Origin of the sequence: Pyxidicoccus fallax (assembly GCF_012933655.1) — a bacterium.
Taxonomy (GTDB): Bacteria; Myxococcota; Myxococcia; order Myxococcales; family Myxococcaceae; genus Myxococcus; species Myxococcus fallax.
On the sequence record NZ_JABBJJ010000290.1, the window covers coordinates 1 to 15,913 of the forward strand.

Consider the following 15,913-nt stretch of genomic DNA (forward strand, 5'->3'; position numbering starts at 1 on the left):
GGCGGTGGGGCAGGTGGTGGCCGTCTGTGTGGTGGCGGCGCTGGCGGTGGCCTACGGCACGGGGACGCTCTACCTGATGGTGTTCCCGGTGCTCAGCGCCTACCACTTCGGCGCGGTGCTGCTGGCGTTGGTGGCGCTGCCGCTCGCGCTGCGGACCTTCCGCGGCGGCTCGCGGCTGGCGCCGTGGTTGCTCGGGGCGGTGTGCTTCCTGGCGAACGCCTCGGACAGTCTCTTCTTCGTCATCTTCACGGCGCCGGCCGCGGTGTGCTTCCTGCTGCTGGCGCTGGCTTGGCGTCCGGTGCCCTGGCGGCGGCTGGGCATCCTCCTCGGCATCCTGGGCGTGGCCATGTTGCTGGGCTTCCGCGCGGCGCGGTGGCTGACGCACAAGCGCGCGGGCGCCGGGTACACGTCGCTGAAGCTGGAGCTGGCCCTGGAGAGTCTCCAGCAGCTCGGCGTCTCCGTGGCGGAGCAGGCGCGACGCTCGCCGGGGTTCGCGGCGCTGTGGGTCCTCGTGACGCTGGCGGCGGTGGCGGTGCTGGTGATGCGGCGCCGCCAGTGGACGGCGCCCGACTCCCCATTGTGGGGTGTGTATGCCGTCTGCCTCTTCGGGGTGCTCGCGCTGGGGGCGAACGTGGGCGCGGTGGTGTTGGCGGGTCTGTTCGGTGACCAGACGTGCTTCCGCTATCTCGTGCTGCCCCTGCTGTTTCCGTTCCTGGGCTTGTCGCTGGCGGCCGGGCTCGTGCCTCGCGAGGCGTGGCGGCGGGGGCTCGCCGTGGGGGCGCTGGGCGTGGTCGCGGTGGCGTGGGGCGTGACGTTCGCGCGCAAGCCGTGGCGCACCGGGGGGCCGTTCGTCACCGGCTACGTTCCGGCCCTTGTCACGTGCCTGGAGGCGCATCGCGAGCGCCATGGGTTGGAGTGGGGCGTGGCGGACTACTGGGACGCGCGGCTCGTCTCGCTGTTCTCCCGTACGGGCATGTGGGTGAACCCGGTGTCGGCGGAGGGCCACACGTCGCAGTGGATCATGAACGTCGACTGGTATCTCGACCGGCGCGGTGAGCAGTCGGACTATACGTTCGTCATCACGCGGCAGCTCGACGCGGCGGCCATTCAGCGGAGGTTCGGCGCCCCGCGCGCGACTTTCCAGTGCGATGGTGCCGAGGTGTTTGTGTATGGCGAGGGGCTCGACCCCGCGCTGCGGGATGGCTTCGCTGGCGAGCTGAAGCGACCGCGCCGGTGAACTCGGGCTGATGCTCTCCCCTGGGGAGGAGAAGGAGCCATGTCAGTACCTGTCGCCGAGCCCGAGATGGAGGCACTGCTCCTGAGAGTCGTGCCGGGACTCTCGGAAGAGTGGCAGGGCGCCACCCCCGACGAGATTGAGAGAATCGAGCAGCTCGCCGGGCGCCCGCTGCCTCCGTTCTATCGGTGGTTCCTGTCCCGGATGGGGAAGAGCATGGGGAAGCTGACCTATCCGGGCCTGGACTTCTCGGCGTCGCGGGTGCTCACCTGTTACGCGGAGAAACGGATTACGCCCGAGCCGCGGTTCCTCTTCATCGCGTACAACTCCGACGAGACGATGCCACTGCATGTCTTCTATGACCTCGAGGCGCCAGCGCGCGCGGATGCGCTGGTGACATGGGGGGACACTTGGGGCAACGTGCTGCACGAGGGATTCGAGACCCTGCGCGAGATGCTGGCGTGGGGCGCAGTACTGAGTTTCCGGGTCGGCAAGATGCCGCAGCAGTGTGAAGGCATCATCACCGGAGAGCCCGTCGGGTTCCTCTCGCGGTTCGACTCCGTGATGAGCCGCCTCGGCTTCACGCAGCCGGTGCCTACCGGGCCCTATTGCAGGCTGTATGAGCGGCCCGATGCCGCCATGGTTTGCAGTAGCCCCTCGGCCGCGACCTTCAAAGGAGGTCAGGCGTTCACGCTCGGCGGCGTCGATGAGGGAGCGCTCAGGAGGATTCTGGGCGAGATCGCCACCGAGCCCTCCCTGGAGGTTGAAGTCGACGAGTGGATGCCTGAACTCGGGTGAGAGGGCTGGAAATCACGCCCGCGTGCGGGGAATGCCGAGCTTCTGGCGCTTCTCCCAGAGCGCCTTGCGGCTGATGCCCAGCCGCTTCGCCAGCTCCGTCTCGCCCATATGGTCCTGGTGCTCCAGCACGAAGCGGCGGAAGTACTCCTCCATCGAGTCTGGCGAGCTGGCGCCTTCCTCCAGCTCGCCCTCTCCGGAGTCCCTCGCCTCGGCCTCCGTGGCCCCGACGCTGCCCTCCGGCAGTTCCAGCGCCAGCAGGTCCGGCGTCACCACCTGCCCGTCCGCCAGGATGACCGCGCGCTCAATCGCATTCTCCAGCTCGCGCACGTTGCCGGGCCACGGGTGCGACGTCAGCGCCGTCATTGCCTCGGGCGAGAACGTCGCCTGCGCCCGCCCGACCTTCCGGCACGCCTTGTCCAGCAGGTGCTTCGCCAGTGCCGGCAGGTCCTCACCGCGCTCCCGTAGCGGTGGCAGCCGTATCTCCACCACCCGCAGCCGGAAGTAGAGGTCCTGTCGGAACGAGCCCTCCTGCACCCGGCGTGGCAAATCCCGATGGGTCGCCGCGACGATTCGCACGTCCACCTTGCGCGGCCGCGTTGAACCCACGCGCCGCACCTCGCCGTCCTGCAACATCCGCAGCAGCCGAGCCTGCGCGGGCGCCGGTAGCTCGCCAATCTCGTCCAGGAACAGCGTCCCGCCGTGCGCCGCCTCCACCAATCCCGCGTGTGCAGCCTGCGCTCCCGTGAAGGCGCCCTTCTCGTGGCCGAACAGCTCGCTCTCCAGCAGCCCCTCCGGAATCGCCGCGCAGTTCACCGCCACCAGCGGGCCGTCCGCCCTCGGGCTCTGCGCATGAATCGCCCGTGCCACCAATTCCTTGCCCGTGCCGGACTCACCCAGCACCAGCACCGTGGCGGGGGAGGGGGCCACCTTGCGGATGCGGTCGAACACCTCGCGCATCGCCGCGGAGCTGCCCACCATGCCGCTCACCGGGTGCGCCTGCTCCACCTCGCGCTTCAGCGCCGCGTTCTGCCGCGCCAGCTTCCCCTCGCGCAGCACCCGCTCCACCTGCATCAGCAGCTCGTCGTGGTCGAACGGCTTGGCGATGTAGTCCACCGCCCCCAGCTTCATCGCGTCCACCGCGGACTTCACCGTGGCGTAGCTCGTCATGATGAGCACCGGCACTCCCGGGCACATCCCGATGACGTCCGTCCCCGGCGCTCCCGGCAGCCGCAGGTCCGACAACACCAAATCAAACGAGTCCAGCGCGTAGTCGGAAGACGCCTCCTGCACCGAGCCCGCCTCCGACACGTCGTGCCCCGCGCGCACCAGCAGCCGCCGCAGCTCCGTGCGGATGATGGGCTCGTCCTCGATGACCAGGATGCGACTCATGCCAGCGCTCCCCGTCCAGAGCGCGCGCCCTGCTCCATGCCGCGTGCCTCTGGAAGGCTCACCGTCACGCTAGTCCCTCCCCCTGGCCGGTTGTCCACCCGCATCACACCTCCGTGCTCCCGCACGATTCCCGCCACCAGCGCCAGTCCCAACCCCGTTCCCTCCCCGGGCTGCTTCGTCGTGAAGAACGGCTCGAAGATGCGCTGGGTCAGCTCGCCCGGAATGCCGTGCCCCCGGTCGAGTACCCGGAGCTGCACCTCGCCATTCCTGGCCTCCGCCTCCAGCTCCACCACCGCCCCGTCCGGCGAGGCGTCGATGGCGTTCGTCAGGAGATTGACCAGCACCTGCTCCAGCCGCTGCGGGTCCGCCAGCACCTCCAGCCCCTCCGGGCAGCGATGCTCGAACCGCAGGCCCCGGTCCTTCCGCGCGCCGCGCGCCAGCCTCGCGAGCTGCACCGCTTCCGCCAGCAGCGGTCCCACCGCCACGCGTGTGAAGGGGCGCGCCTCGCCGCCCGCCGTGCCCGCGTGGCTGAAGCCCACCAGTGCCCGAACAATCGCATCGATGCGCTTGCACTGCTGGAGGATGAGCCCCACGCGCTCGCGCACCGCGTCCGCGTCGTCCAGGTCGTACTTGAGGTTCTGCGCCAGGCTGGCAATCGCCGTCAGCGGGTTGCCAATCTCGTGCGCCACGCCCGCCGCCACCCGTCCCAGCGATGCCAGCCGGTCCTGGTGCGCCAGCCTCGCGTCCACCGCCTTGCGCTCCGTGAGGTCCTCCACCAGCAGCGCCATGCCCTCGGACGCGCCGCCGCCTTCCTCCGTGGGCGACGCCCGCGAGCGATGCATCCGGAGGATGCGCTCGCCCCCCGTCACCGTGACGCGGACCTCGGTGTCCTCCTCGGCCCCGGCCGCGAAGCCGGACAGCAGCGACCCCCACGGCTCCGGCAGCGCCGCCAGCGGGTGCCCGCGCACCTCGCCTGGCTCCACGCCGGACAGCCGCTCCAGCGCCGCGTTCCAGATGACCACCTCGCCATCCGGCCCCACCGCGCACACGCCCAGCGGCAAGTCCTCCAGGATGCTCCGCAGGTAGCGCCGCACCGCTTCCAGCGCCAGCACCGGGCCGCCCTGCATGCCCCGCGCATCCCGCAGCCGCTCCTCCACGAAGCGCAGTTGCTCCGCCAGTGCCGTGCGCGAGCCGGGCTCCAGCCGCAGCGCTTCCTCCACCGTCAGCCTCGCCAGCACCGGGCCGAGCAGGCCCGACAGGTTTCGCTCCACGCCGTCACGCAGCCGGCGCAGCTCCGCGGGCCTGCGCTCATCCGGAGGCAGGTCCAGCGCCGCCAGCGCCCGGTCCACCTCCGCCGTCGCGGCCTCCTCGCCCAGCAGCGGAGCCAATCGCTGGCGGAACTCTTCCGGCGAGTCCGCCTCCACGCCGCCTGAGACCGGAGCCGGCGCCTCCCGCGTGCAGGCCCGCGCCGCCTCCGCTTCTTCCGAGGACTGACGCGTGGCCAGCGACACCGCCACGAAGGCCAGCGCGTTGAGCGACAGCGACGCGAAGGTGGAGAAGCCCCACGGCTCGTCCGAGGGGAACCCCAAGAGCCCCGCCACGCGGCGCGTCCACACCACCATTCCCGGTGACGCCCACAGCGGCACCACCAGCGTCAGCGCCCACGCCGCCGCTCCCACGCCCAGGCCCGTCAGGAAGCCCGCCCGCGTGCCGCGCTTCCAGAACAGCAGCCCCAGCACTCCCGGCGCGAACTGCGCCACCGCCACGAAGGACACCAGCCCCAGGTCCACCAGCCCCGTGCCGCGCGTGTCCAGCAGTTGGTAGAAGCCGTACCCCGCCAGGATGATGATGGCGATGAGCAGCCGCCGCGCCCACAAGAGCCAGCCATACAGGTGCGGCTGTCCCCGCGCGTACCCCAGCGGCAGCACCAGGTGCGTGAGGCACATGGGCGCCAGCGCCAGCGTGGTGACGATGACCATGGCGCTCGCCGCGGACACGCCGCCCAGGAAGGCCACCAGCGCCAGCCCCGTGGCCCCACGCGACGCGGGCACGGCCAGCACGTGGAAGTCCGCGGGCCACGGCATCCCCACCGCGTCTCCGCTCCACAGCACCACCGGCACCGCCAGGTTCATCACCAGCAGCACCAGCGGGAAGGCCCACGTGGCCGTGGACAGCGCGTCCTTCTCCGGGGCCTCGGTGAAGGCCACGTGGTAGCTCCGGGGCGTCAGGAAGGCCGCCGCGCAGGACAGCACCAGCAGCGGCGCCCAGGACGCGTCTCGCGCGGGCGCCCGCAGTCCCTCCACCGCCTCGGGGTGCGCGTCCAGCCACGCCATCAGCCCGTCCACGCCGCCGAACACCGATGACACCGCCCATACGCCCACCGCCACCAGCGCCACCACCTTCACGGCGGACTCGAAGGCGATGGCCAGCATCAGCCCCTCGTGCCGCTCGCGCGGGGTGAGGTGCCGCGCGCCGAAGAGCACGGAGAAGCCCGTCAGCACCGCGCAGAAGCCCAATCCCACCAGCGTGGGCGAGGCGGAGGGGCTGAGCACCTTCGCGGACTCGACGACGGCGCGCACCTGCAGCGCGAGGTAGGGCAGGCTGCCGGCCAGCATGAACAGCGTCACCGCCGTGCCCGTGGCCTGGCCCGGGTAGCGGAAGGCGAGCACGTCCGCCAGCGACGTCAGCTGCAGCTCGCGCGTCAGCCGCAGCAGTGGCCGCCACAGCACGGGGACGAGCAGGCACGCGAGCGTGACGCCCAGGTAGATGCCCAGGTAGCGGAAGCCGTGCCGCGCCGCGTACCCCACGCTGCCGAAGTAGGACCAGGACGTCGCGTACACGCCCAGTGCCAGCGAGTACACCAGCGGGTGCTGGGTGATGCGCGAGGGGATGACGCCGCGCTCGGCCGCGTACGCCACGAGGAACAGCACCAGGAGGTACACGACGGACGCCGCGACGAGCGAGCCCAGCTCAAGCGTCATGGCCGCCCTTCCGGTGCGCCGCCCAGCCCCCGAGCGCGATGACGCCCAGCCAGACGATGAAGGGCAGGTAGCCGGGCGCGCCCTCCGCCAGCCACAGCCGACGCAGCGGCGAGCCGAAGAGGAGCACCGCGATGGCGAAGACGAGCAGCGACGGCATGGCCGGCGCGTCGGGCTCGGAAGGGCGCTTCATGGACGCGAGGATAGCAGCGGCGGGTGGATGGGCGAGCGTGCCCCGCGCCCACAGTGGCCCGGCACGCGGGAGACTGGTAATCCGGGATTCATGGCGGACGTCCCTCCCTTCTCCGAGCTGGCCCAGTTCACCCTCGACCGCGCGTCGCTCCGGCTGCTCCCCGAGTCCTTCTGCCGGCGCAACAAGGTGGCCGTGCTGGGCAAGGTGGACCCGGCCGCGGAGGCCACGCCGGTGACGGTGGGGATGGTGCAGCCGGACAACCGCGTCATCCTCGAACTCATCAGCGACTTCCTCCGGCGCCCCCTCACGCCCGTGCGCCTCAACCACTACGAGGTCGAGTCCGCCCTGGAAGTGGGCTTCGGCGCCGGCCCCCGCGTCACGGCGGACCTCACGCTCAAGGCGCACGTGCCGCTGTCCTCGGCCCCGTCGGCGGTGGAGCTGGTGGACCACGTGCTGGCCACCGCCGTGGAGCTGAAGGCGTCCGACATCCACGTGGAGGGCTACTTCGATGACGTGGACCTGCGCTATCGCATCGACGGCATCCTCCACCAGTCGTACACGGACATCGACCCGCGCTCGCTTCCGGAGGTGGTCAGCCGCATCAAGCTGCTGGCGGGGCTGGACATCACCGAGCGCCGCCGCCCGCAGGACGGCCGCTTCCGCGCGCTGCTGGAGGGCACCGAGGGCCGCAAGCTGGTGGACTTCCGCGTCAGCGTGGTGCCCAGCCCCGTGGGCGAGGACGTCGTCATCCGCATCCTCGACTCCGACGTGGGGCTCGTGCCCGTGGAGAAGCTGGGCATGTCCCCGGCCCTGCAGGCGACCTTCCTCCAGCTGCTGTCCAACCCGGAGGGCCTGGTGCTCGTCACCGGCCCCACGGGCAGCGGCAAGACGACGACGCTGTACTCGGCGCTGGCCCGGCTCAACGACGGGCGCCGGAAGATCATCACCGCCGAGGACCCCATCGAGTACTACGTCCCCAAGGTGAACCAGAAGCAGGTGACGCAGCAGATGCCGCACATGACGCTGCTGCGCGCGATGCTGCGCCAGGACCCCAACGTCATGCTGGTGGGCGAGGTCCGCGACCTGGAGACGGGCAGCATGGCCCTCACCGCGGCGGCCACGGGCCATGTGGTGCTGGGCACGCTGCACACCGCGGACGCCGTGGGCGCGGTGGCGCGCCTGCGCGGGTTGAAGCTGGACGACGTGGACATCGGCGACTCGCTGCTGGCCGTTCTCGCGCAGCGGCTGGTGCGCCGCATCTGCGAGAAGTGCGTGGAGCCCGTCCCACCCACGCCGGAGCAGGAGGCGCTGCTCGGCGAGCTACTGCGCGGGGTCCAGCCGCACGTGGGGCGGGGCTGCGAGGCGTGCCACCACACCGGCTACCGGGGGCGCTCCGGTATCTTCGAGCTGATGGTGGTGGACCCGGACCTCCAGGACCTTATCTCCCGGGGCGAGCCCACGGGGGCCCTGCGCCGTCACGCGCGTCAACACGGCCTGCGCACGCTGGTGGAGGACGCGCTGGACAAGGTGTCGGCGAAGACCACGACGCTGGCGGAGCTGGTGCGGGTGATTCCGTACCGCCACATCCTCACCGCCCGCGACGAGCTCGCGGGCGCGAAGTAGGATACCGCCGCCGCTGCCATTGAGGAGGGGGGCTTTCGATGATGACCGTCCAGGAGCTGCGCGCACTGACCCGGCGCCTGACTGAAGCGTTCTTCTGCCGGCAGGTGGGACCTTTCGTGCTGGTGCAGAAGCCGCCCAGCCCGGTGATGGCGCAGCTGGCCCTGAAGATGGGCGCGGCGCGCACGACGATGGCGCGCGACATCCCCAGCCTGGAGCGCCAGCAGGTGGCCCTCTGGCTGCACTTCGACGCGCTCACCGTGGCCACGCTGCCGCCCGTGGAGGGGCAGGACGTGCTCACCGTGGGCCGCCAGCCGGACTGCGACCTGGTGGTCAACGAGCCCTCCGTCTCCAAGCGCCACGCGAAGCTGTGCTGGCACGGCCCCCACGTGGGCTGCACGCTCGTGGACCTGCACTCCAGCAACGGCACGTTCGTGAACGCGAAGGAAGTGCCGTCCGGGGGCGAGGTGCATGTGCGCGACGGCGACCTGCTGGGCTTCGGCGACGCGACGTTCGCCTTCCTGCTCGCGCCGTCCTTCTACGCGAAGATGCAGCGCATCGCCCTGTGAGCCACGGGGCCCTCCCGTTCCGCGCGCGCCGGGGCTAATTGAAAGGCATGGTGGAGGCACTCGAAAGGCAGGCGAGGCGCGGGCGCCCGGGTGGTGGGTACCGGCTCAAGGAGGCGACCTCGGGCGCGCCCGCGACACCGGAGTCCCAGGCCGACGAGTCGCTGGAGACGCGCGAGCCGGAGACACCGCTGTGCTGCGCGCGCTGCGGCCATGCGGTGACACGCGAGCGCCACCGCATCGCGGTCAACGGCCGGCACGCCCATACGCGCGTCAACCCGTACGGCTTCGTCTTCCACTTCGGCTGCTTCGCCCAGGCGGACGGGTGCGCCGTGGTCGGCCCGCCCACCGCCGAGGAGACGTGGTTCCCCGGCTTCCGCTGGCAGATCGCGCACTGCGCCGCCTGCCAGACGCACCTGGGCTGGGCCTTCCGGGGCGAGGGGAGCTTCTTCGGACTGTTGCTCGACAGGCTGGCTCCTCCGTCCTGACGGCCCGGTCAGAAGGTGGCGCCCCACCGCAGCACCTCCAGGTTCACGTCCACGACGAGCTGGTCCTTCCACTCGCTGCCGCGCCGAAGGCCGTTCATGACCGTGACGCGGACCGGGTTGCGTCGCTGGTTCCAGCCGTAGCCCACGCCGACGCCCACCACCGGCGCGAGGAAGGAGCGCGAGCGCGCCGCCGTCTTCCGGTAGCCGATGTCGAGACCGAGGGTGACCTGTCCACCCGTCTCCGTCCTCCGGCCTCCATCCACGACTCCCTGGAGTTCGGTGCCTCCCGCCTCATCGCGAATCCACATGCCACCCACCCTGGGCTGGAGGAACAGTCCGTCGCCCCGTGCACCGGGCCTGGGCGTCCAGGCCAGACCCACCGAGGCCTCGAGCGACCGCGTCTTGCCGCAGCGCTTCGCGGGGTCGCCTGCGATGTCGATGCAGCGCCTGCTCGTCAGGCCGGGAGTGACCTCGAAGACCCAGTCCGTCGTGTCGGACCTGCGGACGTTGAGGCCCACCGGAAGCGCGAGATGGAGGCCCACCCCCATGAATGGCCCCGTCAGCATCAAGCCCCAGTCCAGGAGGGAGGAGGTCCAGAGGGCATACCCGGCCCGGGGCTCCTTCGGCACCGGCGCGACCAGCGGCGCATCCACTCCCTGGGCCCGTCCCGCGGAGGAGAGGAGGAACATCGCGACGAGCAGTGCCTTGTTCAAACACAGTCTCCTGTTGGGGTTGGGGCAGCCGCCTTGCACATGCCATACCCATGCACCCGCGCAGGCGCTCACCGAGCGAAGCAGGCCGTGTCCGGCGTGCGGCGTGACAGGCCTGTCATGCCTGACGCGCGCGGAGGCAGGACGCCGCTGTCACGGCAGGCGGACTCCCGCGCAATCTCAGCGGCTGAGAGCGGAGCGGGCGCGATTCACGTCTGGCGAACGGGCCGGCGCCTTCCTCCGTGCTTCGATGCCGGTGTTCGACCATCATCCGGCCGCCGTCGAAGCATTCACGAGCGCGACAGGCTCGCGCCGGGAGGGACGCACGTGGAGACGAAGCCGGGAGATTTCGGGCCGCCGAGGGATGAGCAGGAGTTGGCGGCCGCCGCGGACATCATGATGCAGTCGTATGCCATGACCCCGGCGGACGCGACGGCCTGGGCGAAGCGGGCGGGGCCGGCTCCCCTGCGGCTGCTGCGCGAGGGCGGCCAGGTGGTGGGCACGCTCGTCGCCATTCCCATGGGCCAGTGGTACGGCGGGCGCGACGTGCCCATCATCGGCGTGGGAGGCGTGGGCGTGTCGCCGGTGCACCGCGGCCAGGGCACCGCCACCCGGCTGATGCAGAGCGTGCTGCGCGAGGCCCGCGAGTCCGGCGCGCCGCTGTCCGCGCTCTATCCCGCCACCCAGCCGCTCTACCGGCGCGTGGGCTACGAGCATGCGGGCGCGCGGTATGAGATTCGCGTCAAGGTGCCAATGATTGACGTGCAGGAGCGCACCCTCGTGCTGCGCGCCATCGAGGAGCGGGACGCGGAGGCCATCACCGCGTGCTACCAGCGCATGGCGCGGGCCCGGCACGGGTGGCTGGCGCGAGGCTCCTACGTCTGGGAGCGCGTGCGCGCGCCGCGCGCCGGGATGGCCCTGGGCTACCTCGTGGAGGGCAGCTCCGGCGTGGAAGGCTACGTGTACCTCGTGCGCAAGCAGACCACGGGGTGGAACCAGGAGTTGATTGCGTCCGACCTGGTGGCGACGACGCCCGCGGCGGCGCGGCGGCTCCTGAGCTTCCTCGGCGACCACCGCTCGCTGGCCGCGGAGGCGGTGTGGTTCGGTGGGGCGGACGACCCGCTGCTCCTGCTGCTGCGCGAGCAGAGCTACTCGGTGAAGCTGGACATGCACTGGATGATTCGCGTCCTGGACGTCGCGAAGGCGCTGGAGGCGCGCGGCTGGCCGCAGGGCCTGTCCGGCGCGCTGCACCTGGAGGTGGAGGACGACCTCTTCCCCGAGAACCGGGGGCGCTTCGTGCTGGAAGTGTCCGACGGCGTGGGGCGCGTGAAGCGGGGAGGGGATGGGCGGATGCGGATGCACGTGCGCGGCCTGTCGTCGCTGTACACGGGCTTCCATTCCGCGGAGGCGCTGCGGGCCACGGGCGCGCTGGAGGCGGATGACGCCTCGGTGCGCACGGCGGTGGGCCTCTTCTCCGGACCGCAGCCGACCCTCCGCGACATGTTCTGACGCGGCCGCGGCCCCGGCGTCTCGTTCCGCCCGGGGACGAAGACAACACGGACCTTGAAACTCGCGCTGGGGGGAGCGCGGAGGCGCTCGACGACTGGGATTGCCGCTATTGACGGACTGCCAATAACGTCTCATTATGCCGGTTACAACGGGCCACGCCTCTTCCACGACCTCCTCCTTCGAAGCGGGCCCCACTCGGTTTCTGCCGCGCATTGCGGGCGGAGCCGTGGGCACACGCAGCGAAGGAGGAGGCACCCATGAGCGAAGTCAGGAGAGCATTCATTCGAACATTGCTCGCAGTGGGGACACTGGCATTCCCCGGCGTCTCCGCCGCGGGCGATCTGCTCGGCAGCAGCCGGGGCGGCTCGTTGCAGTGGGATTTCTGTTACGGCAAGCCGGATAGCGCCGTCCTGCCAGCGGACCCACGAACCCTGGTGCAGCCCGGCATCAGCAACGGGCGGGCGGTGCACTTCAACGCCTTCTGGAAGAACTGCCACGTCGATCCGGTGGCGGTGCAGGAGATAGGCGCGGCCAAGACGTGTGGCGAGCTGCGTGAGCGCTTCTACCAGGGCGAGGCGCTGCTGACGAACGGCCATCCCGGCGCGGGCGCGCTGTTCACCGGCACAGACCCCACGCGGCTCGATTCGGCGTTCGGCATCTCCACCTTCACCGCGGCGCAATACAACGAGCTGTGGCGTGTCTGGGGCTTTCTCTTCCGTCCCGACAACTTCGACACCCTGGTGTCCCAGCGCTACGGGTCGGGGATTAGCACGGAGCGCAATCCCTACCCGCTGCCCGGGCAGAACCCGAACTTCACCAACGGCGGTAGCGGCCAGTTGCCGCAGATGCTCACGCAATTGCGCAACCCGGACGGGAGCTGGAGCGGACGCATCGGCGTCACCTGCCATGCCTGCCACAGCGGTGCGGTGGGCAAGCCGGAGGACGGTCCGGGCCTCGGCGTGGTGGTGGGCGGCGGCAGCAGCCTGGCGGACCTGGACCTGTTCCTGAGCGACCTGCTGCCCCTGGGCTACCCGGCGTCGCTGGCCACGTTCCTGAACCTCAACCGCACCCGCGGCACCAACAACGCCAGCGACATCAACCTCGCCTTCCTGTTCCCGGACGAGGAGCCGCTGACGCCCTCCGAGGTGCTGGGCGTCCTCAACTCCGGCTCGACGGCCGGAATGGATACGCCCGCCTGGTGGAACATGGGGCACCGGCCGGTGAAGTTCGTGGACGGTGTGTTCCCCATGGATGCGCCGCGCGTGGACATGGTGTTCTACACGCCGTTCTTCGGCCTGTTCGGCGGGATTGGCGGCCCGGTGAGTGAATCGGGGCAGGACTGGATGCGCGCCAACGGTCCGCCGCTCAATACGTGGGTCGAAGCGCTCAAGTCACCGGAGTATCCGCTGCCCATCAACCAGACGCTGGCCGAGCAGGGCGCGGTGCTGTTCCACACGCTCGACATGTGGGCACCGGGGCGCAACAACTCCGTGCCGCGGCCCGCGGGCAACGGGTCCTGCGCGAGCTGCCATGGCGCCTACGCGCCCCGCTACGTGAACGACCCTTCGTTCCTCGCGACCCCCGCGCTGGAGGGCATGGCGAGCTACATCGTGCCGCTGCGCATCATCGGCACCGACCCTGTGCGCGTGAACACCAACAACATGGCGGTGCAGGCCGCCGGCGCGAAGAATTTCTTCGGCTATCCGCCGACGGCCGGTACCGCGCAGGACTGCGGCCCGCAGAACCAGCCGCACCTGCGTGGAAACCGTGAACTCGGCTACCTCGCGCCGCCGCTGTACGGCGTCTGGGCCACCGCGCCGTACCTCCACAACGGCTCGGTTCCCAATGTCTGGGAAGTGCTCAAGCCCTCCGACCGCAAGCCCATCTGGCGCCGGGTCTCCACGCCAGCGCGCTGGGACCAGAAGGGCCGCGTCATCATGGGCTTCGACACCGACCTGCAGCGCGCCTTCGACCCCGCCAAGCTCGGCTGGAAGTACGACACCATCGCCTGTGAGTGGCGCACGCCGTGGAATCCGTCGGTGTCGCCGTACATCAACTGCGACCCGGGCGACGAGTTCCGCACGCCCCTCGCGCAGTTGATGTTGAACGTGCTCTTCAGCAACCTCGTCGCCACCTGGAACATCCTCCATCCGCCGACGCGCACACCGCAGCAGATCGAGGACCGGAAGATCTTCAACAGCCACGCCTTCGGTCAGGACAACGGCGGGCACGAGTTCAACGCCGTGCTCACCGACCTGGAGCGGGTGGCGCTCATCGAGTACCTCAAGACGCTGTAGCGCCAGGGCCGGCGCCGTCGAGGCGCCGGCCGTGGCTTCCGCAGGGTCAGCGCAGGAAGTGCTCGGCCTGGCCGTAGGGAAGCTCCGCCTGGATGCCGTGCTCACGGCACCAGGCGATGAGCTTGCGGGACTCGACGAGCTGCGGCGAGTTCTCGTGGTAGCCCATCACCATGACGTGGCCCAGCCAGGGCTCGCGGCCCATGGCGTAGATGTGCACCTGCGAGGGCTTCAGCCGCTGCACGGTCTCGATGGCCCGCGCCGCGTTGGAGCCGTTGAGCCGCCGCGACTGGTCCATCTTCCGCTGCAGCGGCGTGGTGAGCAGCGGGCCGTACATCCAGCTCAGCGGGCCGCCCTCGGACTCCATGCCCAGCCACATCATGTCGATGGCGCCCACCTCGCGGTAGACGTGCTCGTACAGGCGGGGCTCCAGCGCGTTGGAGTCCGCCGCCATCAGCAGCGTCCGGCCCTCCAGCTTCACGAGGTGGGCCAGCTTCGCCTGGATGTTGAGGTCGCCGTGCTCGCCGATGAAGGGCAGGCCGATGAGCTCTCCACCCGGCAGCGGCAGCGACTCCAGCTCCGACAGGGCCACCACGTTGCGGAAGCCGAGCTGCTGGAGCATCAGCTTGAGCGACGGGTCCGCCAGCCCGCCGCCGCTGCTGGCCGGCACCACCACCGTGCCGATGCGGTGCCGCAGCTGGAGGAGCGGCTCGAACATCAGGTGGTCCGCGTGGCCGTGGGTGATGAGGACGTAGTCGATGCGCTCCGGCAGGTCCGAGTACGTGAAGCGCCGCAGGTCCGACGGCACGTCGTAGCTGATGACCGGGTCCGTCAGCAGGCTGACCTCGCGCGACTCGATGAGCACGCAGGCGTGGCCGAAGTAGCGCACCCGCACGCCGTCTCCGTCGTAGCGCGGCGCCGGGGCCGGCGGCTGGTCCGTGAAGAAGGAGGAGAACGTCTCGCGGTCCTTCGCGTCGATGCCCAGCGCCTCGCGCACCGCCTCCACGGGGCCGGGCCGGCGGCGCATGCCGAAGAGCTTGTCGAGCGCCTCGGTCCGGTAGGGCACCCGCGCCATGAGGCTGCCGTCCGCCGTGTCCAGCCGCGGCGTGCTGAAGACATACGGCCGCGCGTCCTGGTGGATGAGCCGCATCGACAGGCTCTGCGAGGACGTGCGGTTGAAGGGGCTGCGGTAGAGCAGCGGCTCGAAGAAGCGCGGCGAGGCCCGGTTCTTCAAGTCGTACGTCAGCTCCACGTAGCCGCGCAGGAGGTCGGGGACCTTCGGGTACAGCTCCTCCAGCGAGAAGCCCTCCGCCGAGTCCAGCAGCGCGTCCAGCTCCCGCACCGCCTGGGCGTACTGGAGCGAGAGCGCTTCTTCCTTCACCGTGCGCTCCAGCAGCGCCTTGATGTCGCCCAGCCGGTCCACGCCGTAGTTGATGTACGGGCCGCCCCGGAGCGCGGGACTCTTCAGCGCCGCGACATGGATGGCCGGGTTGGCGACGAAGGACTCCATGATCTTGACATGGAGGTTCGCCACGAACAGCGGCGCCGTCATGGGAGACGCGAGGAACCACCACGCGTACCACTGGTTGTAGAGGGGCTCGGCGACGACGTTCGGCTTCAGGTACAGGTCCTGCTGGGACATCCCATGCTCCTCGGCTGACTTCGGCTCCGGCCTGGGGCGTGCTCGGGCTTCACGGCGCGTGAGAGCCCGGCCAGCGCGGAGTTCCATGGGTCCACAGGACCCCGGGAGTCCAGGACTGTAGCGAATGGCTTCCGGTGTGACATCTCCGGGCGGAGCCCTCGCGGCATGGATTCGGGGGGCCGGCTGCTTGCTCGGGTCAGGGAGGTTTGTGACGTATCCTTGACCACCCGGTAGCAGCGGAAGTCCCGGAAGTTCTCCCGGCACGCCTTGGACCATGCACCAGCCCCGCACCCTGATTGACCTCCTGGAAGAGCGAAGCCTCACGCGCCCCGAGCATCACCTCTACACGTTCCTGGAGGACGGTGCCGGAGAGGGGACCGCGCTGACGCGCGGCGAGCTGTACTCACGCGCCCGTCGCATCGGCGCGGCGCTCCAGCAGATGGCTCCCGCGGGCGAGCGCGCGGTGCTGCTGTATCCGCCCGGCGCCGACTA

12 protein-coding genes and 1 pseudogene are annotated in these 15,913 nt (G+C 70.5%); 8 read left to right on the forward strand and 5 right to left on the reverse strand.

Annotation, left to right across the window (positions count from 1 at the left end; all coding sequences use genetic code 11):
* Both HG543_RS40245 and HG543_RS40250 read left to right on the forward strand, forming a co-directional pair.
* A partial coding sequence (locus HG543_RS40245; protein WP_169350235.1) for a hypothetical protein occupies positions 1-1,237 on the forward strand: 1,237 nt, incomplete at its 5' end.
* Positions 1,238-1,303: 66 nt separating this feature from the next.
* Positions 1,304-2,032: an SMI1/KNR4 family protein gene (locus tag HG543_RS40250; RefSeq protein ID WP_169350236.1), complete on the forward strand. Its 729-nt coding sequence runs from the start codon at positions 1,304-1,306 to the stop codon at positions 2,030-2,032.
* Positions 2,033-2,044: 12 nt separating this feature from the next.
* On the opposite strand, the gene HG543_RS40255 is transcribed toward HG543_RS40250, so the two are convergent.
* From HG543_RS40255 to HG543_RS40265, 3 genes are read right to left on the reverse strand one after another with little or no spacing between them, the layout of a single operon-like run.
* Complete coding sequence (locus tag HG543_RS40255; RefSeq protein WP_169350237.1) at positions 2,045-3,421, reverse strand: sigma-54-dependent transcriptional regulator; 1,377 nt, start codon at positions 3,419-3,421, stop codon at positions 2,045-2,047.
* Positions 3,418-6,402, reverse strand: coding sequence for an ATP-binding protein (locus tag HG543_RS40260; protein WP_169350238.1), 2,985 nt, complete (start codon positions 6,400-6,402; stop codon positions 3,418-3,420). Before HG543_RS40260 ends, HG543_RS40255 begins: the two co-directional genes overlap by 4 nt.
* Positions 6,392-6,592 (reverse strand): hypothetical protein, encoded by a 201-nt coding sequence (locus HG543_RS40265; RefSeq protein ID WP_169350239.1) that lies wholly within the window; start codon positions 6,590-6,592, stop codon positions 6,392-6,394. The genes HG543_RS40260 and HG543_RS40265 overlap by 11 nt, the downstream gene beginning before the upstream one ends.
* 90 nt (positions 6,593-6,682) lie before the next feature.
* Between HG543_RS40265 and HG543_RS40270 the strand changes: the two genes are divergently transcribed.
* The 3 genes from HG543_RS40270 to HG543_RS40280 are packed head-to-tail and all read left to right on the forward strand — an operon-like array spanning position 6,683 to position 9,266.
* The gene (locus tag HG543_RS40270) at positions 6,683-8,215 is read left to right on the forward strand and encodes a GspE/PulE family protein (RefSeq protein ID WP_169350240.1); all 1,533 of its coding nucleotides are present in this window, start codon (positions 6,683-6,685) and stop codon (positions 8,213-8,215) included.
* 38 nt (positions 8,216-8,253) lie between these two features.
* Entirely contained in the window at positions 8,254-8,781 is a 528-nt protein-coding gene (locus tag HG543_RS40275) for an FHA domain-containing protein (RefSeq protein ID WP_169350241.1), read from the forward strand.
* A gap of 47 nt (positions 8,782-8,828) precedes the next feature.
* Positions 8,829-9,266, forward strand: coding sequence for a cereblon family protein (locus HG543_RS40280; protein WP_169350242.1), 438 nt, complete (start codon positions 8,829-8,831; stop codon positions 9,264-9,266).
* An 8-nt stretch (positions 9,267-9,274) separates the two neighbouring features.
* On the opposite strand, the gene HG543_RS40285 is transcribed toward HG543_RS40280, so the two are convergent.
* The gene (locus HG543_RS40285; RefSeq protein WP_246357639.1) at positions 9,275-9,979 is read right to left on the reverse strand and encodes a hypothetical protein; all 705 of its coding nucleotides are present in this window, start codon (positions 9,977-9,979) and stop codon (positions 9,275-9,277) included.
* Positions 9,980-10,303: 324 nt separating this feature from the next.
* On the opposite strand from HG543_RS40285, the gene HG543_RS40290 reads away from it, so the two are divergent.
* Together HG543_RS40290 and roxB are read left to right on the forward strand one after the other, a co-directional pair.
* Positions 10,304-11,485 carry a GNAT family N-acetyltransferase gene (locus tag HG543_RS40290; protein ID WP_343073560.1) on the forward strand — a complete coding sequence of 394 codons (1,182 nt, stop codon included), beginning with the start codon at positions 10,304-10,306 and terminating at the stop codon, positions 11,483-11,485.
* A gap of 299 nt (positions 11,486-11,784) precedes the next feature.
* Positions 11,785-13,782 carry a rubber dioxygenase RoxB gene (gene roxB / locus HG543_RS40295; RefSeq protein WP_343073561.1) on the forward strand — a complete coding sequence of 666 codons (1,998 nt, stop codon included), beginning with the start codon at positions 11,785-11,787 and terminating at the stop codon, positions 13,780-13,782.
* A 46-nt stretch (positions 13,783-13,828) separates the two neighbouring features.
* Here the strand turns inward: roxB and HG543_RS40300 are convergent, their stop codons facing one another.
* The gene (locus HG543_RS40300; RefSeq protein ID WP_169350245.1) at positions 13,829-15,421 is read right to left on the reverse strand and encodes an MBL fold metallo-hydrolase; all 1,593 of its coding nucleotides are present in this window, start codon (positions 15,419-15,421) and stop codon (positions 13,829-13,831) included.
* 274 nt (positions 15,422-15,695) lie between these two features.
* Here HG543_RS40300 and HG543_RS40305 point away from each other — a divergent pair.
* Positions 15,696-15,913: pseudogene (locus tag HG543_RS40305) on the forward strand (AMP-binding protein); the annotation flags it as partial.